The organism is Pseudomonas sp. VE 267-6A (assembly GCF_024126555.1).
GTDB lineage: Bacteria > Pseudomonadota > Gammaproteobacteria > Pseudomonadales > Pseudomonadaceae > Aquipseudomonas > Aquipseudomonas palmensis.
On sequence record NZ_JAMYBY010000031.1, the window covers coordinates 1 to 24,407 of the forward strand.

Below are 24,407 nucleotides of genomic sequence, written 5' to 3' on the forward strand. Positions count from 1 at the left end.
GGCAAGGCCGGCTCCTACAGCCCTTTGTAGGAGCCGGCCTTGCCGGCGAAGAGGCACGCCACCCCACTACGAAGGCACCCGCATGACCTGGCAACCCCACATCACCGTCGCCACCATCGTCGAAGACAACGGCCGCTTCCTGCTGGTCGAGGAATTCAAGGCCGGCCGGCACGTCTTCAACCAGCCCGCCGGCCACCTCGAAGCCAACGAAACCCTGCTCGAAGCCGCCCTGCGCGAGACCCTCGAAGAAACCGCCTGGGACGTCGAGCTTACCGGCATCGTCGGCATCTACCTCTATACCGCCCCCAGCAACGGCGTGACCTACCAGCGCATCTGCTTCGCTGCCCGCCCGCTTCGCCACCACCCCGAACGCGCCCTGGACACCGATATCGTGCGCGCCACCTGGCTCACCCGCGACGAACTGCTGGCAGACCCCGAGCGCTGGCGCAGCGAGCTGGTGCCGCAATGCATCGACGACTACCTGGCCGGCCCGCTGCACAGCCTGAGCCTGATCCGCAATTGAAGCCGCGGCTTTCGCCTTGCGCGGCGCAGCCTGATAGAATCGACGTCTTTTTCCAGATACACAGCCGGTACCTATGACCAGTCCAGCACTCTACGAACCCGAAAAGACACGCGTCATCGTCGGCATGTCCGGCGGCGTGGACTCTTCCGTCTCCGCCCTCCTGCTGATCGAGCAGGGCTACCAGGTGGAAGGCCTGTTCATGAAGAACTGGGAAGAGGACGACGGCACCGAATACTGCACCGCCCGCGAAGACCTGGCCGATGCCCAGGCCGTGTGCGACCGCATCGGCATCAAGCTGCACACTGCCAACTTTGCCGCCGAGTACTGGGACCACGTGTTCGAGCACTTCCTGGAAGAGTACAAGGCCGGGCGCACGCCGAACCCGGACATCCTGTGCAACCGCGAAATCAAGTTCAAGGCGTTCCTCGACTACGCCCTGATGCTCGGTGCCGACCTGATCGCCACCGGCCACTATGTGCGCCGCCGCGACATCGACGGGCGTACCGAGCTGCTCAAGGGCCTGGACCCGAACAAGGACCAGAGCTACTTCCTGCACGCCGTCGGCGGCGAGCAGATCGCCCGCACGCTGTTCCCGGTGGGCGAACTGGAAAAGCCCGAGGTGCGCGCCATCGCCGAAAAACACGGCCTGGCCACGGCCAAGAAGAAGGACTCCACCGGTATCTGCTTTATCGGCGAGCGCCGCTTCAGCGATTTTCTCAAGCAATACCTGCCGGCGCAGCCCGGTGAAATCCAGACCACCGAGGGTGAAGTCATCGGCCAGCACCACGGCCTGATGTACCACACCATCGGCCAGCGTCAGGGCCTGGGCATCGGCGGCCTCAAGGATGCCAGCGACGAGCCGTGGTACGTGCTGGAGAAAGACCTCAGCCGCAACGTGCTGGTGGTCGGCCAGGGCAACGAGCACCCGTGGCTGTTCTCCCGCGCCCTGCTCGCCTCGGAGATCTTCTGGGTCAACCCCGTCGACCTCTCCAGCCCGCGCCAGCTGACGGCCAAGGTGCGCTACCGCCAGAGCGACCAGGCGTGCACCCTGGAACGCACCGCAAGCGGCTACCGCGCCGTTTTCGACGAGCCGCAGCGCGCCGTGACGCCGGGCCAGTCGGTGGTGTTCTATGACGGTGAGGTATGCCTGGGGGGCGGTGTGATCGAAGTGGCCGAGCCCTGGAGCAGCCGCTGATGAACCAGATGCAAGAGCAACTGGTCGCCCTGGGCGGGGTATTCCAGGCCGCCGTGCTGGTCGACCGAATCGCCCGCACGGGCCAGGCCAGCGAGGCCGACCTGGGCTGCATGCTCGGCAGCCTGCTGGTACGCGACCCCAAGGACACCCTGGAGGTGTTCGGCGGTGACGACCTGAACCTCAAGGATGGCTACCGCGCCCTGGCCAGCGCGCTGGAGCGCGACCCTGCCAGCCTGCAGCGCGAGCCGCTGCGCTACGCCTTGTCGATGCTGGGCCTGGAGCGCCAGCTGGCCAAGCGTGGCGACATGCTCGACACCATCGGCAAGCGCCTGCCGCAGATCCAGTCCCAGGCCGATCATTTCGGCCTGGTGCATGAAAACGTGATCGCTTCGTGCGGCGCCCTCTACCAGGACACCCTGAGCACCCTGCGCCAGCGTATCCAGGTGCATGGCGACATGCGCAACCTGCAGCAGCCCAACAATGCCTCGAAGATCCGTGCCCTGCTGCTGGCCGGCATCCGTGCTGCGCGCCTGTGGCGCCAGCTGGGCGGGCACCGCTGGCAGCTGGTGATCAGCCGGCGCAAGCTGCTCAAGGAGCTGTACCCGATGCTGCGCGGCTGACCCTGACCGCGTCGCGGCCTTCGCTGGCTTGCCAGCGAAAAGGCCCGAAAGACCTTTTGTCACCCTCAAAACCCGGGCGCGTTTTTCATGTATGATATGCGCCCTTTTCGTTGCCCGACTGTCCGAGAACACCCCATGCAGCTTTCCTCGCTCACTGCGGTTTCCCCTGTTGACGGCCGCTACGCCGGCAAAACCCAGGCCCTGCGCCCCATCTTCAGCGAATACGGCCTGATCCGTTTCCGCGCCCTGGTCGAGGTCCGCTGGCTCCAGCGCCTGGCCGCCCACCCGCAAATCGCTGAAGTACCAGCGTTTTCCGCCGAAGCCAACGCCGTGCTCAACGCCCTGGCCGACGACTTCGCCCTCGAGCACGCCGAGCGCGTCAAAGAGATCGAGCGCACCACCAACCACGACGTCAAGGCCATCGAGTACCTGCTCAAGGAGCAGGCCGCCCAGCTGCCGGAACTGGCCAAGGTCAGCGAGTTCATCCACTTCGCCTGCACCAGCGAGGACATCAACAACCTGTCCCACGGCCTGATGCTGCGCGAAGGCCGCGACAGCGTGCTGCTGCCGCTGATGCGCCAGATCGCCGAGTCGATCCGCGAACTGGCCCACCGCTTCGCCGACGTACCGATGCTGTCGCGCACCCACGGCCAGCCGGCTTCGCCGACTACCCTGGGCAAAGAGCTGGCCAACGTGGTGTACCGCCTGGAGCGCCAGATCGCCCAGGTTGCCGCCGTGCCGCTGCTGGGCAAGATCAACGGCGCCGTGGGCAACTACAACGCCCACCTGTCGGCCTACCCGCAGATCGACTGGGAAGCCAACGCCCGCGCCTTCATCGAAGACGAGCTGGGCCTGGTGTTCAACCCCTACACCACCCAGATCGAACCGCACGACTACATTGCCGAGCTGTTCGACGCGATCGCCCGCTTCAACACCATCCTGATCGACTTCGATCGCGATATCTGGGGCTACATCTCGCTGGGCTACTTCAAGCAGCGCACCATTGCCGGCGAAATCGGTTCCTCGACCATGCCGCACAAGGTCAACCCGATCGACTTCGAGAACTCCGAAGGCAACCTGGGCATCGCCAACGCGCTGTTCCAGCACCTGGCCAGCAAGCTGCCGATCTCGCGCTGGCAGCGCGACCTGACCGACTCCACCGTGCTGCGCAACCTGGGCGTCGGTTTCGCCCACAGCGTGATCGCCTACGAGGCCAGCCTCAAGGGCATCAGCAAGCTGGAAATCAACGAAGCCCGCATCGCCGAAGACCTGGACGCCTGCTGGGAAGTCCTGGCCGAGCCGATCCAGACCGTGATGCGCCGCTACGACATCGAAAACCCGTACGAGAAGCTCAAAGAGCTGACCCGCGGCAAAGGTATCAGCCCTGAAGCGCTGTTAACCTTCATCGATGGCCTGGACATGCCGGCCGAAGCCCGCGCCGAGCTGAAGAAGCTGACCCCGGCCAACTACATCGGTAATGCCGCGGCACAAGCCAAACGCATCTGATTGCCCCCGCGTTTTGACGCCCGGCTTGGCCGGGCGTTTTTATTGCTGAAAGAAAATTACTTTTTTTCAATAGGTTACACATGAATCCTGATACCCCACTTCAGCTGCTGGGCGGCCTGACTGCCCGCGAATTCCTGCGCGACTACTGGCAGAAGAAGCCCCTGCTGGTTCGCCAGGCCTTCCCTGATTTCGAAAGCCCGATCGATGCCGATGAACTGGCCGGCCTGGCACTGGAAGAGGAAGTCGAATCGCGCCTGGTCATCGAACATGGCGAGCGCCCGTGGGAACTGCGCCGCGGCCCGTTCGACGACGATACCTTCAGCACCCTGCCTGAGCGCGACTGGACCCTGCTGGTACAAGCCGTCGACCAGTTCGTGCCGGAAGTGGGCGAGCTGCTGGAGAGCTTTCGCTTTCTGCCAAGCTGGCGCATCGACGACGTGATGATCAGCTTCGCCGCCCCGGGTGGCAGCGTGGGCCCGCACTTCGACAACTACGACGTGTTCCTGCTGCAAGGCCAGGGCAAGCGCAACTGGAAGATCGGCCAGATGTGCGACAGCGACAGCCCGCTGATCGAGCACGCCGACCTGCGCATCCTGGCCGACTTCGAGCAGACCGATGAGTGGACCCTGGAACCGGGCGACATGCTCTACCTGCCACCGCGCCTGGCCCACTACGGTGTGGCCGAAGACGACTGCCTGACCTATTCGGTCGGCTTCCGCGCGCCGAGCGCCGCCGAAGTGCTGACCCACTTCACCGACTTCCTCAGCCAGTTCCTGCCTGACGAAGAGCGCTACACCGACGCCGACGCCCAGCCAGTGAGCGACCCGCACCAGATCCAGCGCGACGCCCTGGACCGCCTCAAGGGCCTGCTGGCCGAGCACATGAGCGACGAGCGCCTGCTGCTGACCTGGTTCGGCCAGTTCATGACCGAACCACGCTACCCGGAACTGGTGGCTGGCGAGGCACTGAGCGAAGAAGACCTGATCGACAGCCTGGAACAGGGTGCGATCCTGATCCGCAACCCGAGCGCGCGCCTGGCCTGGTCGGAAGTCGACGACAACGTGCTGCTGTTCGCCAGCGGCCAGAGCCGCCTGCTGCCGGGCGAACTGCGCGACCTGCTCAAGCTGATCTGCGCCGCCGACGCCCTGCACGTGGAAAACCTCGCGCCATGGCTTGGCGACGAAAATGGCCTTACCCTGATCTGCGAACTGGTCAAGCAAGGAAGCCTGGGATTTGCCAATGAATAAGATCGAAGTACGCCTGGCCGACTGGCAGAAAGACAACGCCGACATCCGCCGTATCCGCGAATCGGTGTTCATTGCCGAGCAGAACGTGCCGCCAGAGCTGGAGTGGGATGCCGACGACAACATCGCCGTGCACTTCCTGGCCTTTGAGGGTGACTACGCCATCGGCACCGCCCGCCTGTTGCAGGATGGCCAGATCGGGCGCGTGTCGGTGCTCAAGGACTGGCGCGGGCTCAAGGTGGGTGACGCACTGATGCAGGCCGCCATCGCCGAGGCGCAGAACCGCGATCTGCGCCAGCAGAAGCTCACCGCACAAGTGCATGCCACCGCGTTCTACGAGCGCCTGGGCTTCAAGGTTGTCAGCGAGGAGTTCCTCGAGGCCGGCCTGCCGCACGTGGACATGGTGCGCGACTCGCAGTAAGCGCCAGCCCTGTCGCCGGCAAGACCAGCTCCCATACCCGCGGGAGCCGGCCTTGCCGGCGAACAGGCCAGCACAACCGCTACAAATTTGCCATCATGTCCACTCCACCCGCGGAGACCATGGACATGCCGCTACGCCCCCTGCTCGCCACCCTGCTTCTGTCGTTCAGCCTCAGTGCGCTGGCCGCCACCGAAGTCCTGCCGCTGAACCACCGCACCAGCGCCGAACTGCTCCCCGCCGCGCAAGCCTTCATCGGCAAGGACGGCAGTGTCAGCACCTTCGAAAACAAGCTGATCGTCAATGCCGAGCCCGGCAAGATCGACGAACTTCGCACCCTGCTGCAACAACTGGACACCGCCCCCAAGCGCCTGCTGATCAGCGTCGACAACACCGACAGCAACGTCCAGGACAACCGCGGCAACGCCCGCGTGATCCGCTACGGCACCGCCAACCGCGAGGGTGGGCTGCAACAGGTGCAGGCCAGCGAGGGCACTCCAGCGCTGATCCAGGTTGGCCAGAGCATTCCCATCACCAGCACCCAGACCGACAGCTACGGACGCGTGCAGAGCAACACCGAGTACCGCAACGTCACCCAGGGTTTCTACGTCACCGCCAGCGTCACCGGCGAAACCGTGCACCTTGCCATCAGCACCAACAATGACCGGATGAGCCAGGAACGCCCCGATGTAGTGAAGGTGCAAAGCACCGACACGAAGGTCACCGGCAAGCTTGGCGAGTGGATCAGCCTGGCAGGTGTCAACGCTCAAAGTCAGGCCGATCGCAGCGCTTCGACCCTCAGTTACTCCACACAGCGCGGTGAGAACATGACTTTGCGGGTAAAAGTCGAGGCACTGGACTGACCCCGCGTCGTTCAAGGCCTCGACCAAAGGCCTCGAAACTGACTGACGAGTCGTATTAGACCAAAGATGTAGTGGATGAAAAAAAGCACTACAAAACATTTGACGCCCCCGAATCGCAGAGGCATGATGGCCCCGCTCCCGCTAATCAGAGGCCCTGGCAAGGGCCTTCGAGTTGCGCTCTGACCTACCCGACCTGAGCCGATTCGTGTCTGTACAGCCCACAAGGCGGTTTGACGAGATTGCGACTGGAACGAAGTTGTCCCGAGGGACGGAAGCGCATCAAACGGTAGACGGCACACCCTGATCGACGCAGCACGGCAACCACGAGCCAACCTGCCCGACAGCCACGCCAAGGACCTGCTCACTTCCCCCTTCGAGCCCCATCGTTCAACGTCGCCATTTCGCCCACACCACTGGCTGCCAGTGCTTCTGACCAGCGAGCAATCGGAGCTGCCCCTGTACGCACAGCGCAGCCGACAGAGCGAACATTTTTTACCGACCTATGCGACGAGGTTTACTTTCATGGCACTGACACGCGAACAGCAAATTGCAGCCCTCGAAAAAGATTGGGCCGAGAACCCACGCTGGAAAGGCGTGACCCGTACCTACTCTGCCGCTGATGTCGTTCGTCTGCGTGGCTCGGTTCAACCTGAGCACACCCTGGCCCGCATGGGTGCCGAGAAGCTGTGGAACCTGGTAACCAAAGGCGCCCACCCTTCGTTCCGCCCTGAAAAAGATTTCGTCAACTGCATGGGCGCCCTGACCGGCGGCCAGGCTGTTCAACAGGTCAAGGCCGGTATCCAGGCTATCTACCTGTCCGGCTGGCAAGTGGCTGCCGACAACAACTCGGCCGAGTCCATGTACCCCGACCAGTCGCTGTACCCGGTGGACTCCGTGCCAACCGTGGTCAAGCGCATCAACAACTCGTTCCGTCGCGCCGACCAGATCCAGTGGAAAGCCGGCAAGAACCCGGGCGACGACGGCTACATCGACTACTTCGCACCGATCGTGGCTGACGCTGAAGCCGGTTTCGGCGGCGTACTCAACGCCTACGAGCTGATGAAGAACATGATCGAGGCAGGCGCCGCCGGCGTTCACTTCGAAGACCAACTGGCCTCGGTTAAAAAATGCGGCCACATGGGCGGCAAGGTACTGGTTCCGACCCAGGAAGCCGTACAGAAGCTCAGCGCTGCCCGCCTGGCAGCCGACGTTGCCGGTGTACCGACCATCATCCTGGCCCGTACCGACGCCAACGCCGCCGACCTGCTGACCAGCGACTGCGACCCGTACGACCAGCCATTCGTGGTTGGTGAGCGCACCCAGGAAGGTTTCTACAAGGTACGTGCCGGTCTGGACCAGGCGATTGCCCGCGGCCTGGCCTACGCACCGTATGCCGACCTGATCTGGTGCGAAACCGCCAAGCCGGACCTGGACGAAGCACGCCGCTTTGCCGAAGCCATCAAGAAGGAATACCCGGACCAGATCCTGTCCTACAACTGCTCGCCTTCCTTCAACTGGAAGAAGAACCTGGACGACGCGACCATCGCCAAGTTCCAGCGCGAGCTGTCGGCCATGGGCTACAAGCACCAGTTCATCACCCTGGCTGGCATCCACAACATGTGGCACGGCATGTTCAACCTGGCGCACGACTACGCCCGCAACGACATGACTGCCTACGTGAAGCTGCAGGAGCAGGAATTCGCCGACGCGTCCAAAGGCTACACCTTCGTGGCGCACCAGCAGGAAGTGGGCACTGGCTACTTCGACGACATGACCACCGTGATCCAGGGTGGCAAGTCTTCGGTTACCGCCCTGACCGGCTCGACCGAAGAAGAGCAGTTCCACTGATCGGCTGATCGATTGGTGACATTCGGGTAACACGCAAGACCCGGGGCCTGTGATGGGGCTCCGGGTCTTGTGCCATTCATACCCCGCGCAGGCGCCAGCCTTGCCGGCGAAAAGGCCAGCCGCCCGGCACAAGGCTTCCTTATTACCCCCGATTGGCTATGCTAGTGCACACCGGCGTCAGCGGACGGCCGTGGCAACGCAGATACCGACGCGCCACCCCCGCGCACAACCCTGAGCCAGAGCCCAGCGCCAGCACGCAGACACTGCCCGAAACAGGGCCGCACAAACTTGCCGGCCACACCCTTGAACAACAACTTTTAGTTGACGCAGGAGGTAGGAATAACAGGAGCTCTTCAAATGATATTAATTATCATTTCGAAACTTGCATTTCGTTACGCCATACAAGAAACATAATTAACAAAAGCACGCGCAATCCACGGAATACGTGGCCTGCAGCGAGTTACGAAAGATTTTTGTTCTTAATGCTACGAATAAATTTGCTGCAGAAATTTTACTTGCTACGGGTTTACCCATAAAATCAGCGCGATAGATTTCGCTGCGACATATCGTCACTGCTCTACTTCTTTTCAAGCTCAGAGACCAAGCGCTCTGTTAAGGATTTTCAGCATGCCCGATTCGACAGGACTCATCGCCCACAACTGGGGCTTTGCCATCTTCCTTTTGGGTGTCGTCGGCCTGTGTGCCTTCATGCTCGGCCTGTCCGCCCTGCTGGGCAGCAAGGCCTGGGGCCGCAGCAAGAACGAACCGTTCGAGTCCGGCATGCTGCCAACAGGCGGTGCCCGCCTGCGTCTTTCCGCCAAATTCTATCTGGTCGCGATGCTGTTCGTGATCTTCGATATCGAAGCCCTCTTTCTCTTTGCATGGTCTGTGTCCGTCCGCGAAAGCGGCTGGACCGGATTCGTCGAAGCACTCGTTTTCATAGCAATTCTGTTGGCAGGTCTTGTCTACCTATGGCGCGTCGGGGCCCTCGATTGGGCTCCCGAAGGTCGTCGCAAGCGGCAAGCGAAGCTGAAACAATGAGGCTTTGGCAATGCAATACAATCTCACCAGGATCGACCCCGATGCGCCCAACGAGCAGTATCCAATCGGTGAACGGGAAACCGTCTCCGATTCGCTGCTAGAGGACCAGGTCCACAAGAACATCTTCATGGGCAAGCTCGAAGATGTACTCAGTGGAGCCGTCAACTGGGGGCGCAAGAATTCCCTGTGGCCGTACAACTTCGGCCTCTCCTGCTGCTACGTGGAAATGACCACGGCCTTCACGGCGCCCCACGACATCGCCCGCTTCGGCGCCGAGGTCATCCGGGCATCGCCGCGTCAGGCCGACTTCATGGTCATCGCCGGCACCTGCTTCATCAAGATGGCGCCGATCATCCAGCGCCTGTACGAGCAGATGCTCGAACCCAAGTGGGTCATCTCCATGGGTTCGTGCGCCAACTCCGGTGGCATGTACGACATCTACTCGGTCGTTCAGGGGGTCGACAAGTTCCTCCCCGTGGATGTCTACGTGCCTGGCTGCCCGCCTCGCCCCGAAGCGTTCCTGCAAGGCCTGATGCTGCTGCAGGAATCGATCGGCAAGGAGCGGCGCCCTCTTTCGTGGGTCGTCGGCGATCAAGGCGTTTACCGCGCCGAGATGCCGTCGCAGAAAGAGCAGCGTCGTGAACAGCGTATCCAGGTTACCCACCTGCGCAGCCCCGACGAAGTCTGATCCAGCGACCTGCCGCCTGTTCATTCGAGCAGGCGGCCTGGCTTCATTCTCTACGTTGACCGAAAGCGATCGAGACCATGACAGCGGACACCGCTATTTACATCCCGCCTTACAAGGCTGACGACCAGGATGTGGTCGTCGAATTGAACAATCGTTTTGGCCCCGAGGCGTTCACCGCCCAGGACACCCGCACCGGCATGCCGGTGCTTTGGGTTGCCCGCGCCAAGCTGATCGAAGTGCTGACCTTCCTGCGCAACGTGGCCAAGCCGTACAGCATGCTGTACGACCTGCACGGCGTGGACGAGCGCCTGCGCACCCAGCGTCGCGGCCTGCCGGGCGCCGACTTCACCGTGTTCTACCACCTGCTGTCCGTCGAGCGTAACAGCGACGTGATGATCAAGGTGGCACTGAACGAAGGTGACCTGAACCTGCCCACCGTCACCGGTATCTGGCCCAACGCCAACTGGTACGAGCGCGAAGTCTGGGACATGTTCGGCATCGACTTTGCCGGCCACCCGCACCTGACCCGCATCATGATGCCGCCCACCTGGGAAGGCCATCCGCTGCGCAAGGACTTCCCGGCGCGCGCCACCGAGTTCGACCCCTACAGCCTGAACCTGGCCAAGCAGCAGCTCGAGGAAGAAGCCGCACGCTTCAACCCCGAAGCCTGGGGCATGAAACGTTCCGGTGCCAACGAGGACTACATGTTCCTCAACCTTGGCCCCAACCACCCTTCGGCTCACGGTGCGTTCCGTATCGTGCTGCAGCTGGACGGTGAAGAGATCGTCGACTGCGTCCCGGACATCGGCTACCACCACCGTGGTGCCGAGAAGATGGCCGAGCGCCAGTCCTGGCACAGCTTCATCCCCTACACCGACCGCATCGACTACCTGGGCGGGGTGATGAACAACCTGCCCTACGTGCTCGCGGTCGAGAAGCTGGCCGGCATCAAGGTGCCGCAGAAGGTCGACACCATCCGCATCATGATGGCCGAGTTCTTCCGCATCACCAGCCACCTGCTGTTCCTGGGTACCTACATCCAGGACGTCGGCGCCATGACCCCGGTGTTCTTCACCTTCACCGACCGTCAGCGCGCCTACACCGTGATCGAAGCCATCACCGGTTTCCGTCTGCACCCGGCCTGGTACCGTATCGGTGGCGTGGCCCACGACCTGCCGCGCGGCTGGGAAAAACTGGTCAAGGACTTCGTCGACTGGCTGCCCAAGCGCCTCGACGAGTACACCAAGGCCGCCCTGCAGAACAGCATCCTCAAGGGCCGTACCATCGGCGTGGCTGCCTACAACACCAAGGAAGCCCTGGAATGGGGCGTCACCGGTGCCGGCCTGCGTTCGACCGGTTGCGACTTCGACCTGCGCAAGGCGCGCCCGTACTCGGGCTACGAGAACTTCGAGTTCGAAGTGCCGCTGGCCAGCAATGGCGATGCCTATGACCGCTGCATGGTGCGCGTGGAAGAAATGCGCCAGAGCATCAAGATCATCGACCAGTGCATGCGCAACATGCCGGAAGGCCCGTACAAGGCGGATCACCCGCTGACCACGCCGCCGCCAAAAGAGCGCACCCTGCAGCACATCGAGACCCTGATCACGCACTTCCTGCAGGTTTCGTGGGGCCCGGTCATGCCGGCCAACGAGTCCTTCCAGATGATCGAAGCGACCAAGGGCATCAACAGTTACTACCTGACGAGCGACGGCGGCACCATGAGCTACCGCACCCGGATCCGCACTCCGAGCTACCCGCACCTGCAGCAGATCCCTTCGGTGATCCGCGGCAGCATGGTCGCGGACCTGATTGCGTACCTGGGCAGTATCGACTTCGTTATGGCTGACGTGGACCGCTAAGCATGAATAACACGCTTATCCAAACCGACCGTTTCGCCCTGAGCGAAACCGAGCGCTCGGCCATCGAGCACGAGATGCACCACTACGAGGACCCGCGCGCGGCGTCCATCGAAGCCCTGAAGATCGTTCAGAAGGAACGCGGCTGGGTGCCGGACGGCGCCGTGTACGCCATCGGCGAAGTGCTGGGCATCCCTGCCAGCGACGTCGAAGGCGTGGCCACCTTCTACAGCCAGATCTTCCGCCAGCCGGTCGGCCGCCACATCATCCGTGTGTGCGACAGCATGGTCTGCTACATCGGCGGCCACGAGTCGGTGGTCAGCCAGATCCAGAGCGAGCTGGGCATCGGCCTGGGCCAGACCACTGCAGACGGGCGTTTCACCCTGCTGCCGGTGTGCTGCCTGGGCAACTGCGACAAGGCCCCGGCCCTGATGATCGACGACGACACCTTTGGCGACGTGCAACCTGCCGGCGTTTCCAAACTGCTGGAGGGTTACGTATGACCATCACTTCCTTCGGCCCGGCCAACCGCATCGCGCGCGCCGCCGAAACCCATCCGCTGACCTGGCGCCTGCGCGACGACGGCGAGCCACTGTGGCTCGACGAGTACCAGGCCAAGGACGGCTACACCGCTGCCCGCAAGGCACTGGCGCAGATGTCGCAGGACGACATCGTGCAGACCGTCAAGGACTCCGGCCTCAAGGGCCGTGGCGGTGCGGGCTTCCCGACGGGCGTCAAATGGGGCCTGATGCCCAAAGACGAATCCATGAACATCCGCTACCTGCTGTGCAACGCGGACGAAATGGAGCCCAACACCTGGAAGGACCGCATGCTGATGGAGCAACAGCCCCATCTGCTGATCGAAGGCATGCTGATCAGTGCCCGCGCGCTCAAGGCCTACCGCGGCTACATCTTCCTGCGTGGCGAATACACCACCGCCGCGCGCAACCTCACCCGTGCGGTCGAGGAAGCCAAGGCTGCCGGCCTGCTGGGCAAGAACATCCTGGGCAGCGGTTTCGATTTCGAGCTGTTCGTGCACACCGGCGCCGGGCGTTACATCTGCGGTGAAGAAACCGCACTGATCAACTCCCTCGAAGGCCGCCGCGCCAACCCGCGCTCCAAGCCGCCCTTCCCTGCCGCCGTGGGCGTGTGGGGCAAGCCGACCTGCGTGAACAACGTCGAGACCCTGTGCAACGTGCCGGCCATCGTCGGCAACGGCATCGACTGGTACAAGTCTCTGGCCCGCGAAGGCAGCGAAGACCACGGCACCAAGCTGATGGGCTTCTCCGGCAAGGTGAAGAACCCTGGCCTGTGGGAACTGCCCTTCGGCGTCACCGCCCGCGAGCTGTTCGAAGACTACGCCGGCGGCATGCGCGACGGCTTCAAGCTCAAGTGCTGGCAGCCAGGCGGCGCCGGTACCGGCTTTTTGCTGCCCGAGCACCTCGACGCCCAGATGTACGCCGGCGGCATCGCCAAGGTCGGTACCCGGATGGGTACGGGCCTGGCCATGGCCGTTGACGACAGCGTCAACATGGTCTCGCTGCTGCGCAACATGGAAGAGTTCTTTGCCCGCGAATCGTGCGGCTTCTGCACCCCGTGCCGCGACGGCCTGCCGTGGAGCGTCAAGCTGCTGCGCGCCATCGAGAAAGGCCAGGGTCAGCCAGGCGACATCGAGACGCTGCTGGGGCTGGTCGGTTTCCTCGGCCCAGGCAAGACCTTCTGCGCTCACGCACCCGGTGCGGTCGAGCCGCTGGGCAGTGCCATCAAATACTTCCGCCCCGAGTTCGAAGCCGGCATCGCAGCCACTGCTGCACCGCGCCCGGACTTGGCCAAACCCGTTGTGGTTGGCGCATAACGAACAAGAAGACGGGCGGTCCGTGCCGCCCGTTGCCCGCGATGCTCGCCCGGATGACGGCGAACCGCAGGCATACAGCTTTCCATTAGCCACGCCCGCAGACGCGGGCCAACGAAGAACTTTGAACCATGGCCACTATCCACGTAGACGGCAAAGAGCTCGAAGTCAACGGTGCAGACAACCTGTTACAGGCGTGTCTGTCGCTAGGCCTCGACATCCCCTATTTCTGCTGGCACCCGGCGCTCGGTAGCGTCGGTGCCTGCCGCCAGTGTGCGGTCAAGCAGTACACCGACGAGAACGACACCCGTGGTCGCATCGTCATGTCCTGCATGACCCCTGCCACCGATGGCAGCTGGATTTCCATCGAAGACGAAGAAGCCCGCGTGTTCCGCGCCAGCGTCGTCGAATGGCTGATGACCAACCACCCGCACGACTGCCCGGTGTGCGAGGAAGGCGGTCACTGCCACCTGCAAGACATGACGGTGATGACCGGCCACAACGAGCGCCGCTACCGTTTCACCAAGCGTACCCACCAGAACCAGGAGCTCGGCCCGTTCATCTCCCACGAGATGAACCGCTGCATCGCCTGCTACCGCTGCGTGCGCTACTACAAGGACTACGCCGGCGGTACCGACCTGGGCGTGTTCGGTGCGCACGACAACGTGTATTTCGGCCGCGTCGAGGACGGTGCCCTGGAGAGCGAGTTCTCCGGCAACCTGACCGAGGTCTGCCCGACCGGTGTGTTCACCGACAAGACCCACTCCGAGCGCTACAACCGCAAGTGGGACATGCAGTTCGCCCCGAGCATCTGCCATGGCTGCTCCAGCGGCTGCAACATCAGCCCGGGCGAGCGCTACGGTGAACTGCGCCGCATCGAGAACCGTTTCAACGGCTCGGTGAACCAGTACTTCCTGTGCGACCGTGGCCGCTTCGGCTACGGCTACGTCAACCGTACCGACCGCCCACGCCAGCCACTGCTCCAGGACGGCCAGAAACTGGGCCTGGACGCCGCGCTGGACAAGGCAGCCGACATGCTGCGCGGGCGCAACATCGTGGGTATCGGTTCGCCCCGTGCAAGCCTGGAGAGCAACTACGGCCTGCGCGAGCTGGTGGGTGCCGAACACTTCTATGCAGGCATGGAAGCCGGTGAGCTGGAGCGCGTGCGCCTGGCTTTGCAGGTGCTCAACGACAGCCCGCTGCCGGTGCCGACCCTGCGCGACATGGAAGACCATGACGCGGTGTTCGTGCTTGGCGAAGACCTGACCCAGACCGCTGCCCGCGTGGCCCTGGCCCTGCGCCAGTCGGTCAAGGGCAAGGCCGAGGCGATGGCCGATGCCATGCGCGTTCAGCCATGGCTCGATGCCGCGGTGAAGAACATCGGCCAGCACGCCATGTACCCGCTGTTCATTGCCAGCCTGAGCGAGACCAAGCTCGACGACGTGGCGCAGGAGTGCGTGCACGCCGCGCCGGACGACCTGGCCCGCATCGGTTTCGCCGTGGCCCACGCCATCGACCCGAGCGCCCCAGCCGTCGAAGGCCTGGACGCCGAAGCCCTGGACCTGGCCAAGCGCATCGCCGACGCCCTAGTCGCGGCCAACCGCCCACTGGTGGTTGCCGGTACTTCGCTGGCCTCCAGGGCTCTGATCGAAGCCGCTGCCAACATCGCCAAGGCACTCAAGCTGCGCGAGAAGAACGGCTCGCTGAGCCTGGTGGTGCCCGAGGCCAACAGCCTGGGCCTGGCCATGCTCGGTGGCGAGTCGATCGATGCGGCGCTGGACGCCGTGATCGCCGGCAAGGCCGATGCCATCGTGGTACTGGAAAACGACCTGTACAGCCGCGTACCGGCTGCCAAGGTCGACGCTGCCCTGGCCGCGGCCAAGGTGGTGATCGTTGCCGACCACCAGAAAACCCCGACCACCGACCGCGCGCACCTGGTGCTGCCGGCCGCCACCTTCGCCGAGGGCGACGGTACCCTGGTCAGCCAGGAAGGCCGCGCCCAGCGCTTCTTCCAGGTGTTCGACCCGCAGTACCTGGACAGCAGCATCCTGGTGCACGAAGGCTGGCGCTGGATGCACGCACTGCGTGCCACCCTGCTCAACAAGCCGGTCGACTGGACCCAGCTGGACCACGTGACCCACGCCGTGGCTGGCGTGGTGCCGCAACTGGCCGGCATCGTCAACGCCGCGCCATCGGCCGCGTTCCGCATCAAGGGCATGAAACTGGCCCGCGAGCCGCTGCGCTACTCGGGCCGTACCGCCATGCGCGCCAACATCAGCGTGCACGAACCACGTACCCCGCAAGACCCGGACACCGCGTTCGCCTTCTCCATGGAAGGCTACTCGGGCTCCGCCGAACCGCGCCAGCAGGTGCCGTTCGCCTGGTCGCCGGGCTGGAACTCGCCGCAGGCCTGGAACAAGTTCCAGGACGAGGTCGGTGGTCACCTGCGTGCAGGCGACCCGGGCACCCGCCTGATCGAGACCCAGGGCGACAGGCTGAACTGGTTCGCCAGCGTTCCGGCGGCGTTCTCGCCGGCCCGTGGCACCTGGCAGGCCGTGCCGTTCTACCACCTGTTCGGCAGTGAAGAGAACTCTTCGCGCGCCGCCCCGGTGCAGGAGCGCATCCCGCAGGCCTACGTGGCACTGGCCAAGTCCGAAGCCGACCGCCTGGGCGTCAACGACGGCGCACTGCTGAGCCTGAACGTGGCCGGCCAGACCCTGCGTCTGCCGCTGCGCATCAATGAGGAACTGGGCGCAGGCCTGGTTGCATTGCCCAAAGGCCTGGCCGGCATCCCGCCTGCCATCTTCGGTGCATCCGTCGAAGGCTTGCAGGAGGCAGCACAATGACCTGGTTCACCCCTGAAGTGATCGATGTGATCCTCACTGTCATCAAGGCCATCGTGGTGTTGCTGGCGGTGGTGGTCTGCGGTGCGCTGCTCAGCTTCGTCGAGCGTCGCCTGCTGGGCTGGTGGCAGGACCGTTACGGTCCTAACCGCGTCGGCCCGTTCGGCATGTTCCAGATTGCCGCCGACATGCTGAAGATGTTCTTCAAGGAAGACTGGAACCCGCCCTTCGTCGACAAGGTGATCTTCACCCTGGCGCCGGTGGTGGCCATGAGCGCCTTGCTGATCGCCTTCGCGATCATCCCGATCACCCCGACCTGGGGTGTCGCGGACCTGAACATCGGCCTGCTGTTCTTCTTCGCCATGGCCGGCCTGTCGGTGTACGCCGTCCTGTTCGCCGGCTGGTCGTCGAACAACAAGTACGCCCTGCTCGGCAGCCTGCGGGCCTCGGCCCAGACCGTGTCGTACGAAGTGTTCATGGGCCTGGCGCTGATGGGCATCGTGGCCCAGGTTGGCTCGTTCAACATGCGCGACATCGTCGAATACCAGGCGCAGAACCTGTGGTTCATCATTCCGCAGTTCTTCGGCTTCTGTACCTTCTTCATCGCTGGCGTGGCCGTGACTCACCGTCACCCCTTCGACCAGCCGGAAGCGGAACAGGAACTGGCCGACGGCTACCACATCGAATATGCCGGCATGAAATGGGGCATGTTCTTCGTGGGCGAGTACATCGGCATCATCCTGATCTCGGCGCTGCTGGTAACCCTGTTCTTCGGTGGCTGGCACGGGCCGTTCGGCATCCTGCCGCAACTGTCGTTCGTGTGGTTCGCCCTGAAGACCGCGTTCTTCATCATGCTGTTCATCCTGCTGCGCGCCTCGATCCCGCGCCCGCGCTATGACCAGGTGATGGACTTCAGCTGGAAGTTCTGCCTGCCGCTGACCCTGATCAATTTGCTGGTGACCGCTGCGCTCGTGTTGCTCAACACGCCAGCTGTTGCGGCCCAGTGAGGATTTGACCCATGTTCAAGTATATTGGCGACATCGTTAAGGGCACTGGCACCCAGCTGCGCAGCCTGGTGATGGTGTTCTCCCACGGGTTCCGCAAACGCGACACCCTGCAATACCCCGAAGAGCCGGTCTACCTGCCGCCGCGCTACCGCGGCCGCATCGTGCTGACCCGCGACCCCGACGGCGAGGAGCGCTGCGTGGCCTGCAACCTGTGCGCCGTGGCCTGCCCGGTGGGTTGCATCTCGCTGCAGAAGGCCGAGACCGAAGACGGTCGCTGGTACCCCGAGTTCTTCCGCATCAACTTCTCGCGCTGCATTTTCTGCGGCCTCTGCGAGGAAGCCTGCCCGACCACCGCGATCCAGCTCACCCCGGATTTCGAAATGGCCGAGTTCAAACGTCAGGACCTGGTGTACGAGAAAGAAGATCTGCTGATCTCCGGCCCCGGCAAGAACCCTGATTACAACTTCTACCGTGTTGCAGGTATGGCCGTTGCCGGCAAGCCGAAGGGCGCCGCGCAGAACGAAGCCGAGCCGATCAACGTGAAGAGCTTGCTCCCTTAAGGAAGAAAGATGGAATTCGCTTTCTATTTCGCATCCGGTGTCGCCGTGGTGTCCACCCTGCGGGTGATCACCAACACCAACCCGGTGCATGCCCTGCTCTACCTGATCATTTCGCTGATCTCCGTGGCGATGACCTTCTTCGCCCTCGGCGCGCCGTTTGCCGGCGTGCTCGAAGTGATCGCCTACGCTGGCGCCATCATGGTGCTGTTCGTGTTCGTGGTGATGATGCTCAACCTGGGGCCGGCCTCGGTCGCCCAGGAGCGCGGCTGGCTCAAGCCCGGCATCTGGGGCGGGCCGGTGTTCCTCGCCGTCCTGCTGCTGGCCGAACTGCTGTACGTGCTGTTCGTGCAGCCGAGCGGCGCCGCCATCGGTCATACCACCGTTGACGCCAAGGCCGTGGGCATCAGCCTGTTCGGCCCTTACCTGCTGGTGGTGGAACTGGCCTCGATGCTGCTGCTGGCTGCAGCAGTGACGGCGTTCCACCTCGGCCGCAACGAGGCGAAGGAGTAAATCATGTCAGCAATTCCTCTCGAACACGGCCTGGCCGTCGCCGGCATCCTGTTCTGCCTCGGCCTGGTCGGGCTGATGGTGCGCCGCAACATTCTGTTCGTACTGATGAGCCTGGAAATCATGATGAACGCCTCGGCACTGGCATTCATCGTGGCGGGCAGCCGCTGGGCGCAACCGGACGGGCAGATCATGTTCATCCTGGTGATCAGCCTGGCCGCCGCCGAGGCCAGTATCGGCCTGGCGATCCTGCTGCAGCTGTATCGCCGCTTCCACACTCTCGATATCGATGCTGCCAGTGAGATGCGCGGATGAACCTACTCTTTCTGACCTTCGTCTTCCCCCTGATCGGCTTCGTGCTGCTGTCGTTCTCGCGCGGGCGGTTCTCGGAGAACCTGTCGGCGCTGATCGGTGTCGGTTCGATCGGCCTCTCGGCCATCGTGGCCGCCTACGTGATCTGGCAGTTCAACGTCGCCCCGCCTGAAGGCGGCGCGTACAGCCAGCTGCTGTGGCAGTGGATGCAGGTGGGCGACTTCAAGCCCAACTTCACCCTGTACCTGGACGGCCTGTCGGTGACCATGCTCGGCGTGGTGGTCGGCGTGGGCTTCCTGATCCACCTGTTCGCCTCGTGGTACATGCGTGGTGAAGCCGGCTACTCGCGCTTCTTCGCCTACACCAACCTGTTCATTGCCAGCATGCTGTTCCTGATCCTGGGCGACGACCTGCTGTTCATCTACTTCGGTTGGGAAGGCGTGGGCCTGTGCTCGTACCTGTTGATCGGTTTCTACTACAGCAACCGCAACAACGGCAACGCAGCGCTCAAGGCCTTCATCGTCACCCGTATCGGCGACGTGTTCATGGCCATCGGCCTGTTCATCCTGTTCCAGCAACTGGGCACCCTGAACATCCAGCAACTGCTGGTGCTGGCGCCGCAGAAGTTCCAGGCCGGTGATTTCTGGATCGTGCTGGCAACCCTGATGCTGCTGGGCGGCGCCGTGGGCAAATCGGCCCAGCTGCCGCTGCAGACCTGGCTTGCAGACGCGATGGCCGGCCCTACCCCGGTATCGGCACTGATCCACGCCGCCACCATGGTGACCGCCGGTGTCTACCTGATCGCGCGTACCCACGGCCTGTTCGCCCTGGCGCCCGACGTGCTGCACCTGGTGGGTGTGGTCGGCGGCGTGACCCTGGTGCTGGCCGGCTTTGCCGCGCTGGTACAGACCGACATCAAGCGTATCCTGGCCTACTCGACCATGAGCCAGATCGGCTACATGTTCCTGGCCCTGGGCGTGGGCGCCTTCGACGGCGCGATCTTCCACCTGATGACCCACGCCTTCTTCAAGGCCCTGCTGTTCCTTGCCTCCGGTGCGGTGATCGTTGCCTGCCACCACGAGCAGAACATCTTCAAGATGGGCGGCCTGTGGAAGAAACTGCCACTGGCCTACGCCAGCTTCATCGTCGGTGGTGCCGCCCTGGCTGCCCTGCCGCTGCTGACCGCCGGCTTCTACTCCAAGGACGAGATCCTCTGGGAAGCCTTCGCCAGCGGCAACAGCGGCTTGCTGTACGCCGGCCTGGTGGGTGCGTTCATGACCTCGCTGTACACCTTCCGCCTGATCTTCATCGCCTTCCACGGCGAAGCCAAGACCGAAGCCCACGCTGGCCACGGCATCTCGCACTGGCTGCCGCTGGGCGTGCTGATCGTGCTGTCGACCTTCGTCGGCGCCTGGATCCACCCACCGCTGGCCGGCGTGCTGCCGCAGAGCGTCGGGCATGCCGGTGGCGAAGCCAAGCACAGCCTGGAAATCGCCTCGGGTGCCATCGCCATCGCCGGTATCCTGCTGGCCGCCATGCTGTTCCTGGGCAAGCGTCGCCTGGTTACCGCGATCGCCAACAGCGGTATCGGTCGTGTGCTGTCGGCCTGGTGGTTCGCCGCCTGGGGCTTCGACTGGATCTACGACAAGCTGTTCGTCAAACCTTACCTGCTGATCAGCCACATCCTGCGCAAGGATCCGGTTGACCGCAGCATCGGCCTGATTCCGCGTTTGGCCAAGGGCGGTCATGCCGCCATGAGCAAAACCGAAACCGGTCAGCTGCGCTGGTACACCGCCTCGATCGCCATTGGTGCCGTGCTTGTGCTCGGTGCCGTTGTTGTGGCTGCGGTCTGATATGAACCTTGCGACTTTGCGAAAGGAATTGAGCCCGTCATGATTTTGCCTTGGCTGATCCTGATCCCCTTTATCGGCGGCCTGCTGTGCTGGCTGGGTGAGCGCTTCGGCGCCACCCTGCCGCGCTACATCGCGCTGCTGACCATGTCCCTGCTGCTTGGTATCGGCCTCTGGCTGTGGGCCAACGGCGACTACACCCTGGCGCCTGCGCCGGGTGCCGCGCCACAGTGGGCCTACGAGTTCAAAGTGCTGTGGATCGAGCGCTTCGGCATCAGCCTGCACCTGGCCCTGGACGGCCTGTCGCTGCTGATGATCCTGCTCACCGGCCTGCTCGGTGTGCTCTCGGTACTGTGTTCCTGGAAAGAGATCCAGCGCCACGTCGGCTTCTTCCACCTCAACCTGATGTGGATCCTGGGCGGCGTGGTCGGTGTGTTCCTGGCCCTGGACCTGTTCCTGTTCTTCTTCTTCTGGGAAATGATGCTGGTGCCGATGTATTTCCTCATCGCGCTCTGGGGTCACAGCTCCTCGGACGGCAAGAAGACCCGGATCTACGCAGCCACCAAGTTCTTCATCTTCACCCAGGCCAGCGGCCTGATCATGCTGGTGGCGATCCTGGGCCTGGTACTGGTCAACTACGGCAACACCGGTGTGATCACCTTCGACTACACCCAGTTGCTCAAGGCCGACCTGCCGGCGGGTACCGAATACCTGCTGATGCTGGGCTTCTTCATCGCCTTCGCGGTCAAGCTGCCGGTGGTACCGTTCCACTCCTGGCTGCCTGACGCCCACGCCCAGGCGCCGACTGCCGGTTCCGTCGACCTGGCCGGTATCCTGCTGAAGACCGCGGCCTACGGCCTGCTGCGTTTTGCCCTGCCGCTGTTCCCGAATGCCTCGGCCGAGTTCGCGCCGATCGCCATGACCCTGGGTCTGATCGGGATCTTCTACGGTGCATTCCTGGCCTTCGCGCAAACCGACATCAAGCGCCTGATCGCGTTCTCCAGCGTCTCGCACATGGGCTTCGTGCTGATCGGCATCTACTCCGGCAGCCAGCAGGCCCTGCAGGGCGCGGTGATCCAGATGCTGGCCCACGGCCTGTCGGCAGCGGCACTGTTCATCCTCAGCGGCCAGCTGTACGAGCGTCTGCACACCCGTGACATGCGTCAGATGGGTGGCCTGTGGTCGCGCATCGCCTACCTGCCGGCCATCAGCCTGTTCTTCGCCGCGGCCTCGCTGGGCTTGCCGGGTACCGGCAACTTCGTCGGCGAGTTCCTGATCCTGATCGGCAGCTTCGTCAGTGCCCCGTGGGTCACCGCGATTGCCACCTCCGGCCTGGTGTTCGGCTCGGTGTACTCGCTGATCATGATCCACCGCGCCTACTTCGGCCCGGCCAAGTCCGACGAAGTACTGGCCGGCATGGACAACCGCGAACTGATCATGGTGCTGGGCCTGGCGGTACTGCTGATTGTGCTGGGCGTTTACCCGCAGCCGTTCCTGGATACCTCCGCCGCCACCATGAGTGGTGTGCAGCAGTGGCTCGGCTCCGCTTTCACTCAACTCGCTTCGGCCCGGTAAGAGCGCTATGGACCTGACGATTCAACACTTTATTGCGCTTGCGCCACTGCTGATCACCAGTATCACCATCGTCGTGGTGATGCTGGCCATCGCCTGGCGCCGCAATCACTCGCAAACCTTCCTGCTGTCGACCGTGGGGCTGAACCTGGCCCTGCTGTCGATCATCCCGACCCTCAAGGTGGCCCCGCTGGCGGTCACCCCATTGCTGACCGTCGACAGCTTCGCGTGCCTGTACATGGCGTTGATACTGGTCGCCACCCTGGCCTGCGTGACCCTGGCGCATGCCTACCTGGGTGACGGCGGCAAGGGCTACCCGGGCAACCGCGAAGAGCTCTACCTGCTGATCCTGATGGCGGCCCTGGGCGGCCTGGTGCTGGTCTGCGCGCAACACCTGGCCGGCCTGTTCATCGGCCTGGAGCTGCTCTCGGTACCGGTGTATGGCCTGGTGGCGTATGCGTTCTTCAACAAGCGTTCGCTGGAAGCCGGCATCAAGTACATGGTGTTGTCGGCAGCCGGTTCCGCGTTCCTGCTGTTCGGCATGGCGCTGCTGTATGCCGACGCCGGCAGCCTGAGCTTCGACGGCATCGGCAAGGCCCTGGCCACCACCAGCCTGCCAAGCCTGATTGCCCAGCTGGGCCTGGGCATGATGCTGGTCGGCCTGGCGTTCAAGCTGTCGCTGGTACCGTTCCACCTGTGGACCCCGGACGTATACGAAGGTGCTCCGGCGCCGGTTGCCGCGTTCCTGGCCACCGCGAGCAAGGTGGCTGTATTCGCCGTTGTGGTACGCCTGTTCATGCTCTCCCCTGCTGCCAGCAGCGGCGTGCTGACCACCGTGCTGTCGGTGATTGCAGTGGCCTCGATTCTGGTCGGCAACCTGCTGGCGCTGACCCAGAGCAACCTCAAGCGTCTGCTGGGTTACTCCTCGATCGCCCACTTCGGTTACCTGCTGATTGCGCTGGTGGCGAGCAAGGGCATGGCGGTGGAAGCCATTGGCGTGTACCTGGTGACCTACGTGATCACCAGCCTGGGCGCGTTTGGCGTCATCACCCTGATGTCCTCGCCTTACAAGGGCCGTGATGCCGATGCCCTGTACGAGTACCGCGGCCTGTTCTGGCGTCGTCCGTACCTGACGGCGGTACTGACCGTGATGATGCTGTCGCTGGCGGGTATTCCGCTGACCGCGGGCTTCATCGGCAAGTTCTACATCATTGCTACCGGCGTCGAGTCGCAGCTGTGGTGGCTGGTGGGTGCGTTGGTGATCGGTAGTGCGATCGGGGTGTTCTACTACCTGCGCGTGATGGTCACCCTGTACCTGATCGAGCCGAACCTGCGTCGTCACGATGCGCCGTTGAACTGGGAGCAGCGTACCGGTGGCGTGATGTTGCTGGCGATTGCGATTCTGGCGTTCGTGCTGGGTGTTTATCCGCAGCCGTTGCTGGACCTGGTGCAGCATGCAGGTTTGCAGTTGCTTGGTTGAGTGCTGATGCATTGACAGGACACCCCGCTTCGGCGGGGTGTTTTGTTTTTGGCGATTGAACAACCCATCCCCAGCACCGCCGTTGTTCTTGATCTTGATCTTGATCTTGATCTTGATCTTGACCTTGACCTTGACCTTGACCTTGACCTTGACCTTGATCTTGATCTTGACCTTGACCTTGACCTTGACCTTGACCTTGATCTTGATCTTGATTGTCCGGCCTGTCAGGAGGCCGAGTGGAGGTGTCGTGCAGGGGGCGGGGCGCAGCCCCTTCGGCGTTAGCCGAAGCGAGCGACTGTTAGAGTTGCGCAGCAACTCGGGTCGCGTGCCCCCTGGACGGCGCCGGAGGGAGGGAACCCGGAGCGAAGCGTAGGGCCGTATGTTTGGCCGGGGACCTTTTGGTTACTTTTGCGTCCTTGCAAAAGTGACCCGCTGTAAGAGCGGAAGGCGTCATTCGCAGCGCTATCCATGCCGGATAAACACACCAATCGGTAAAATCGACGACCGTGAACATATCCAGCATGCATATCGACAATCAGGGCCCCTTCCGCTCTTACAGCGGCTTACTTTTTTCTTGGAAAAAGTAAGCAAAACCGCTCCGTCCATCATCAGGCCCTACGCT

The 24,407-nt window shown here is 63.2% G+C and carries 21 protein-coding genes; all 21 read left to right on the top strand.

Annotated elements, in window-relative coordinates; genetic code table 11:
- Positions 1-82: 82 nt before the first annotated feature.
- The 21 genes from NJH59_RS24915 (at position 83) to nuoN (ending at position 23,785) form a co-directional block, all read left to right on the top strand.
- Positions 83-523 carry an NUDIX hydrolase gene (locus NJH59_RS24915; protein ID WP_054915102.1) on the top strand — a complete coding sequence of 147 codons (441 nt, stop codon included), beginning with the start codon at positions 83-85 and terminating at the stop codon, positions 521-523.
- Between the two features lie 73 nt (positions 524-596).
- The gene (gene mnmA, locus NJH59_RS24920) at positions 597-1,718 is read left to right on the top strand and encodes a tRNA 2-thiouridine(34) synthase MnmA (RefSeq protein WP_058541215.1); all 1,122 of its coding nucleotides are present in this window, start codon (positions 597-599) and stop codon (positions 1,716-1,718) included.
- Complete coding sequence (gene hflD / locus NJH59_RS24925; RefSeq protein WP_043860859.1) at positions 1,718-2,338, top strand: high frequency lysogenization protein HflD; 621 nt, start codon at positions 1,718-1,720, stop codon at positions 2,336-2,338. Before mnmA ends, hflD begins: the two co-directional genes overlap by 1 nt.
- 135 nt (positions 2,339-2,473) lie before the next feature.
- The gene (purB, locus tag NJH59_RS24930; protein WP_043860860.1) at positions 2,474-3,844 is read left to right on the top strand and encodes an adenylosuccinate lyase; all 1,371 of its coding nucleotides are present in this window, start codon (positions 2,474-2,476) and stop codon (positions 3,842-3,844) included.
- Between the two features lie 80 nt (positions 3,845-3,924).
- Positions 3,925-5,091 carry a cupin domain-containing protein gene (locus NJH59_RS24935; RefSeq protein ID WP_043860861.1) on the top strand — a complete coding sequence of 389 codons (1,167 nt, stop codon included), beginning with the start codon at positions 3,925-3,927 and terminating at the stop codon, positions 5,089-5,091.
- On the top strand, positions 5,084-5,509 hold the full coding sequence (locus NJH59_RS24940; protein WP_043860862.1) for a GNAT family N-acetyltransferase: 426 nt from the start codon (positions 5,084-5,086) through the stop codon (positions 5,507-5,509). Before NJH59_RS24935 ends, NJH59_RS24940 begins: the two co-directional genes overlap by 8 nt.
- A gap of 125 nt (positions 5,510-5,634) precedes the next feature.
- Entirely contained in the window at positions 5,635-6,369 is a 735-nt protein-coding gene (locus tag NJH59_RS24945) for a secretin N-terminal domain-containing protein (RefSeq protein WP_231390883.1), read from the top strand.
- 522 nt (positions 6,370-6,891) lie between these two features.
- Positions 6,892-8,217, top strand: a complete 1,326-nt coding sequence (aceA, locus tag NJH59_RS24950; RefSeq protein WP_043860864.1) for an isocitrate lyase — start codon at positions 6,892-6,894, stop codon at positions 8,215-8,217.
- A 627-nt stretch (positions 8,218-8,844) separates the two neighbouring features.
- Positions 8,845-9,258, top strand: coding sequence for an NADH-quinone oxidoreductase subunit A (locus tag NJH59_RS24955; RefSeq protein WP_010220397.1), 414 nt, complete (start codon positions 8,845-8,847; stop codon positions 9,256-9,258).
- A 10-nt stretch (positions 9,259-9,268) separates the two neighbouring features.
- Positions 9,269-9,946: an NADH-quinone oxidoreductase subunit B gene (locus NJH59_RS24960; RefSeq protein ID WP_043860865.1), complete on the top strand. Its 678-nt coding sequence runs from the start codon at positions 9,269-9,271 to the stop codon at positions 9,944-9,946.
- Positions 9,947-10,023: 77 nt separating this feature from the next.
- Complete coding sequence (gene nuoC, locus NJH59_RS24965; protein WP_043860866.1) at positions 10,024-11,805, top strand: NADH-quinone oxidoreductase subunit C/D; 1,782 nt, start codon at positions 10,024-10,026, stop codon at positions 11,803-11,805.
- Between the two features lie 2 nt (positions 11,806-11,807).
- The gene (gene nuoE, locus NJH59_RS24970) at positions 11,808-12,305 is read left to right on the top strand and encodes an NADH-quinone oxidoreductase subunit NuoE (protein WP_043860867.1); all 498 of its coding nucleotides are present in this window, start codon (positions 11,808-11,810) and stop codon (positions 12,303-12,305) included.
- Positions 12,302-13,657: an NADH-quinone oxidoreductase subunit NuoF gene (gene nuoF, locus NJH59_RS24975; RefSeq protein WP_043860868.1), complete on the top strand. Its 1,356-nt coding sequence runs from the start codon at positions 12,302-12,304 to the stop codon at positions 13,655-13,657. The genes nuoE and nuoF overlap by 4 nt, the downstream gene beginning before the upstream one ends.
- Positions 13,658-13,785: 128 nt before the next feature.
- Positions 13,786-16,500 (top strand): NADH-quinone oxidoreductase subunit NuoG, encoded by a 2,715-nt coding sequence (nuoG, locus tag NJH59_RS24980; RefSeq protein ID WP_043860869.1) that lies wholly within the window; start codon positions 13,786-13,788, stop codon positions 16,498-16,500.
- Positions 16,497-17,504 carry an NADH-quinone oxidoreductase subunit NuoH gene (nuoH, locus tag NJH59_RS24985; RefSeq protein WP_054915105.1) on the top strand — a complete coding sequence of 336 codons (1,008 nt, stop codon included), beginning with the start codon at positions 16,497-16,499 and terminating at the stop codon, positions 17,502-17,504. Before nuoG ends, nuoH begins: the two co-directional genes overlap by 4 nt.
- A gap of 11 nt (positions 17,505-17,515) precedes the next feature.
- Positions 17,516-18,064 carry an NADH-quinone oxidoreductase subunit NuoI gene (nuoI, locus tag NJH59_RS24990; RefSeq protein ID WP_009400993.1) on the top strand — a complete coding sequence of 183 codons (549 nt, stop codon included), beginning with the start codon at positions 17,516-17,518 and terminating at the stop codon, positions 18,062-18,064.
- Positions 18,065-18,073: 9 nt separating this feature from the next.
- Positions 18,074-18,574: an NADH-quinone oxidoreductase subunit J gene (gene nuoJ, locus NJH59_RS24995; protein ID WP_043860871.1), complete on the top strand. Its 501-nt coding sequence runs from the start codon at positions 18,074-18,076 to the stop codon at positions 18,572-18,574.
- 3 nt (positions 18,575-18,577) lie between these two features.
- Positions 18,578-18,886 carry an NADH-quinone oxidoreductase subunit NuoK gene (gene nuoK / locus NJH59_RS25000; protein WP_010220409.1) on the top strand — a complete coding sequence of 103 codons (309 nt, stop codon included), beginning with the start codon at positions 18,578-18,580 and terminating at the stop codon, positions 18,884-18,886.
- The gene (nuoL, locus tag NJH59_RS25005; RefSeq protein ID WP_043860872.1) at positions 18,883-20,736 is read left to right on the top strand and encodes an NADH-quinone oxidoreductase subunit L; all 1,854 of its coding nucleotides are present in this window, start codon (positions 18,883-18,885) and stop codon (positions 20,734-20,736) included. The genes nuoK and nuoL overlap by 4 nt, the downstream gene beginning before the upstream one ends.
- A gap of 39 nt (positions 20,737-20,775) precedes the next feature.
- Positions 20,776-22,308: an NADH-quinone oxidoreductase subunit M gene (gene nuoM / locus NJH59_RS25010; protein ID WP_043860873.1), complete on the top strand. Its 1,533-nt coding sequence runs from the start codon at positions 20,776-20,778 to the stop codon at positions 22,306-22,308.
- A 7-nt stretch (positions 22,309-22,315) separates the two neighbouring features.
- Entirely contained in the window at positions 22,316-23,785 is a 1,470-nt protein-coding gene (nuoN, locus tag NJH59_RS25015; RefSeq protein WP_043860874.1) for an NADH-quinone oxidoreductase subunit NuoN, read from the top strand.
- Positions 23,786-24,407 lie beyond the last annotated feature (622 nt).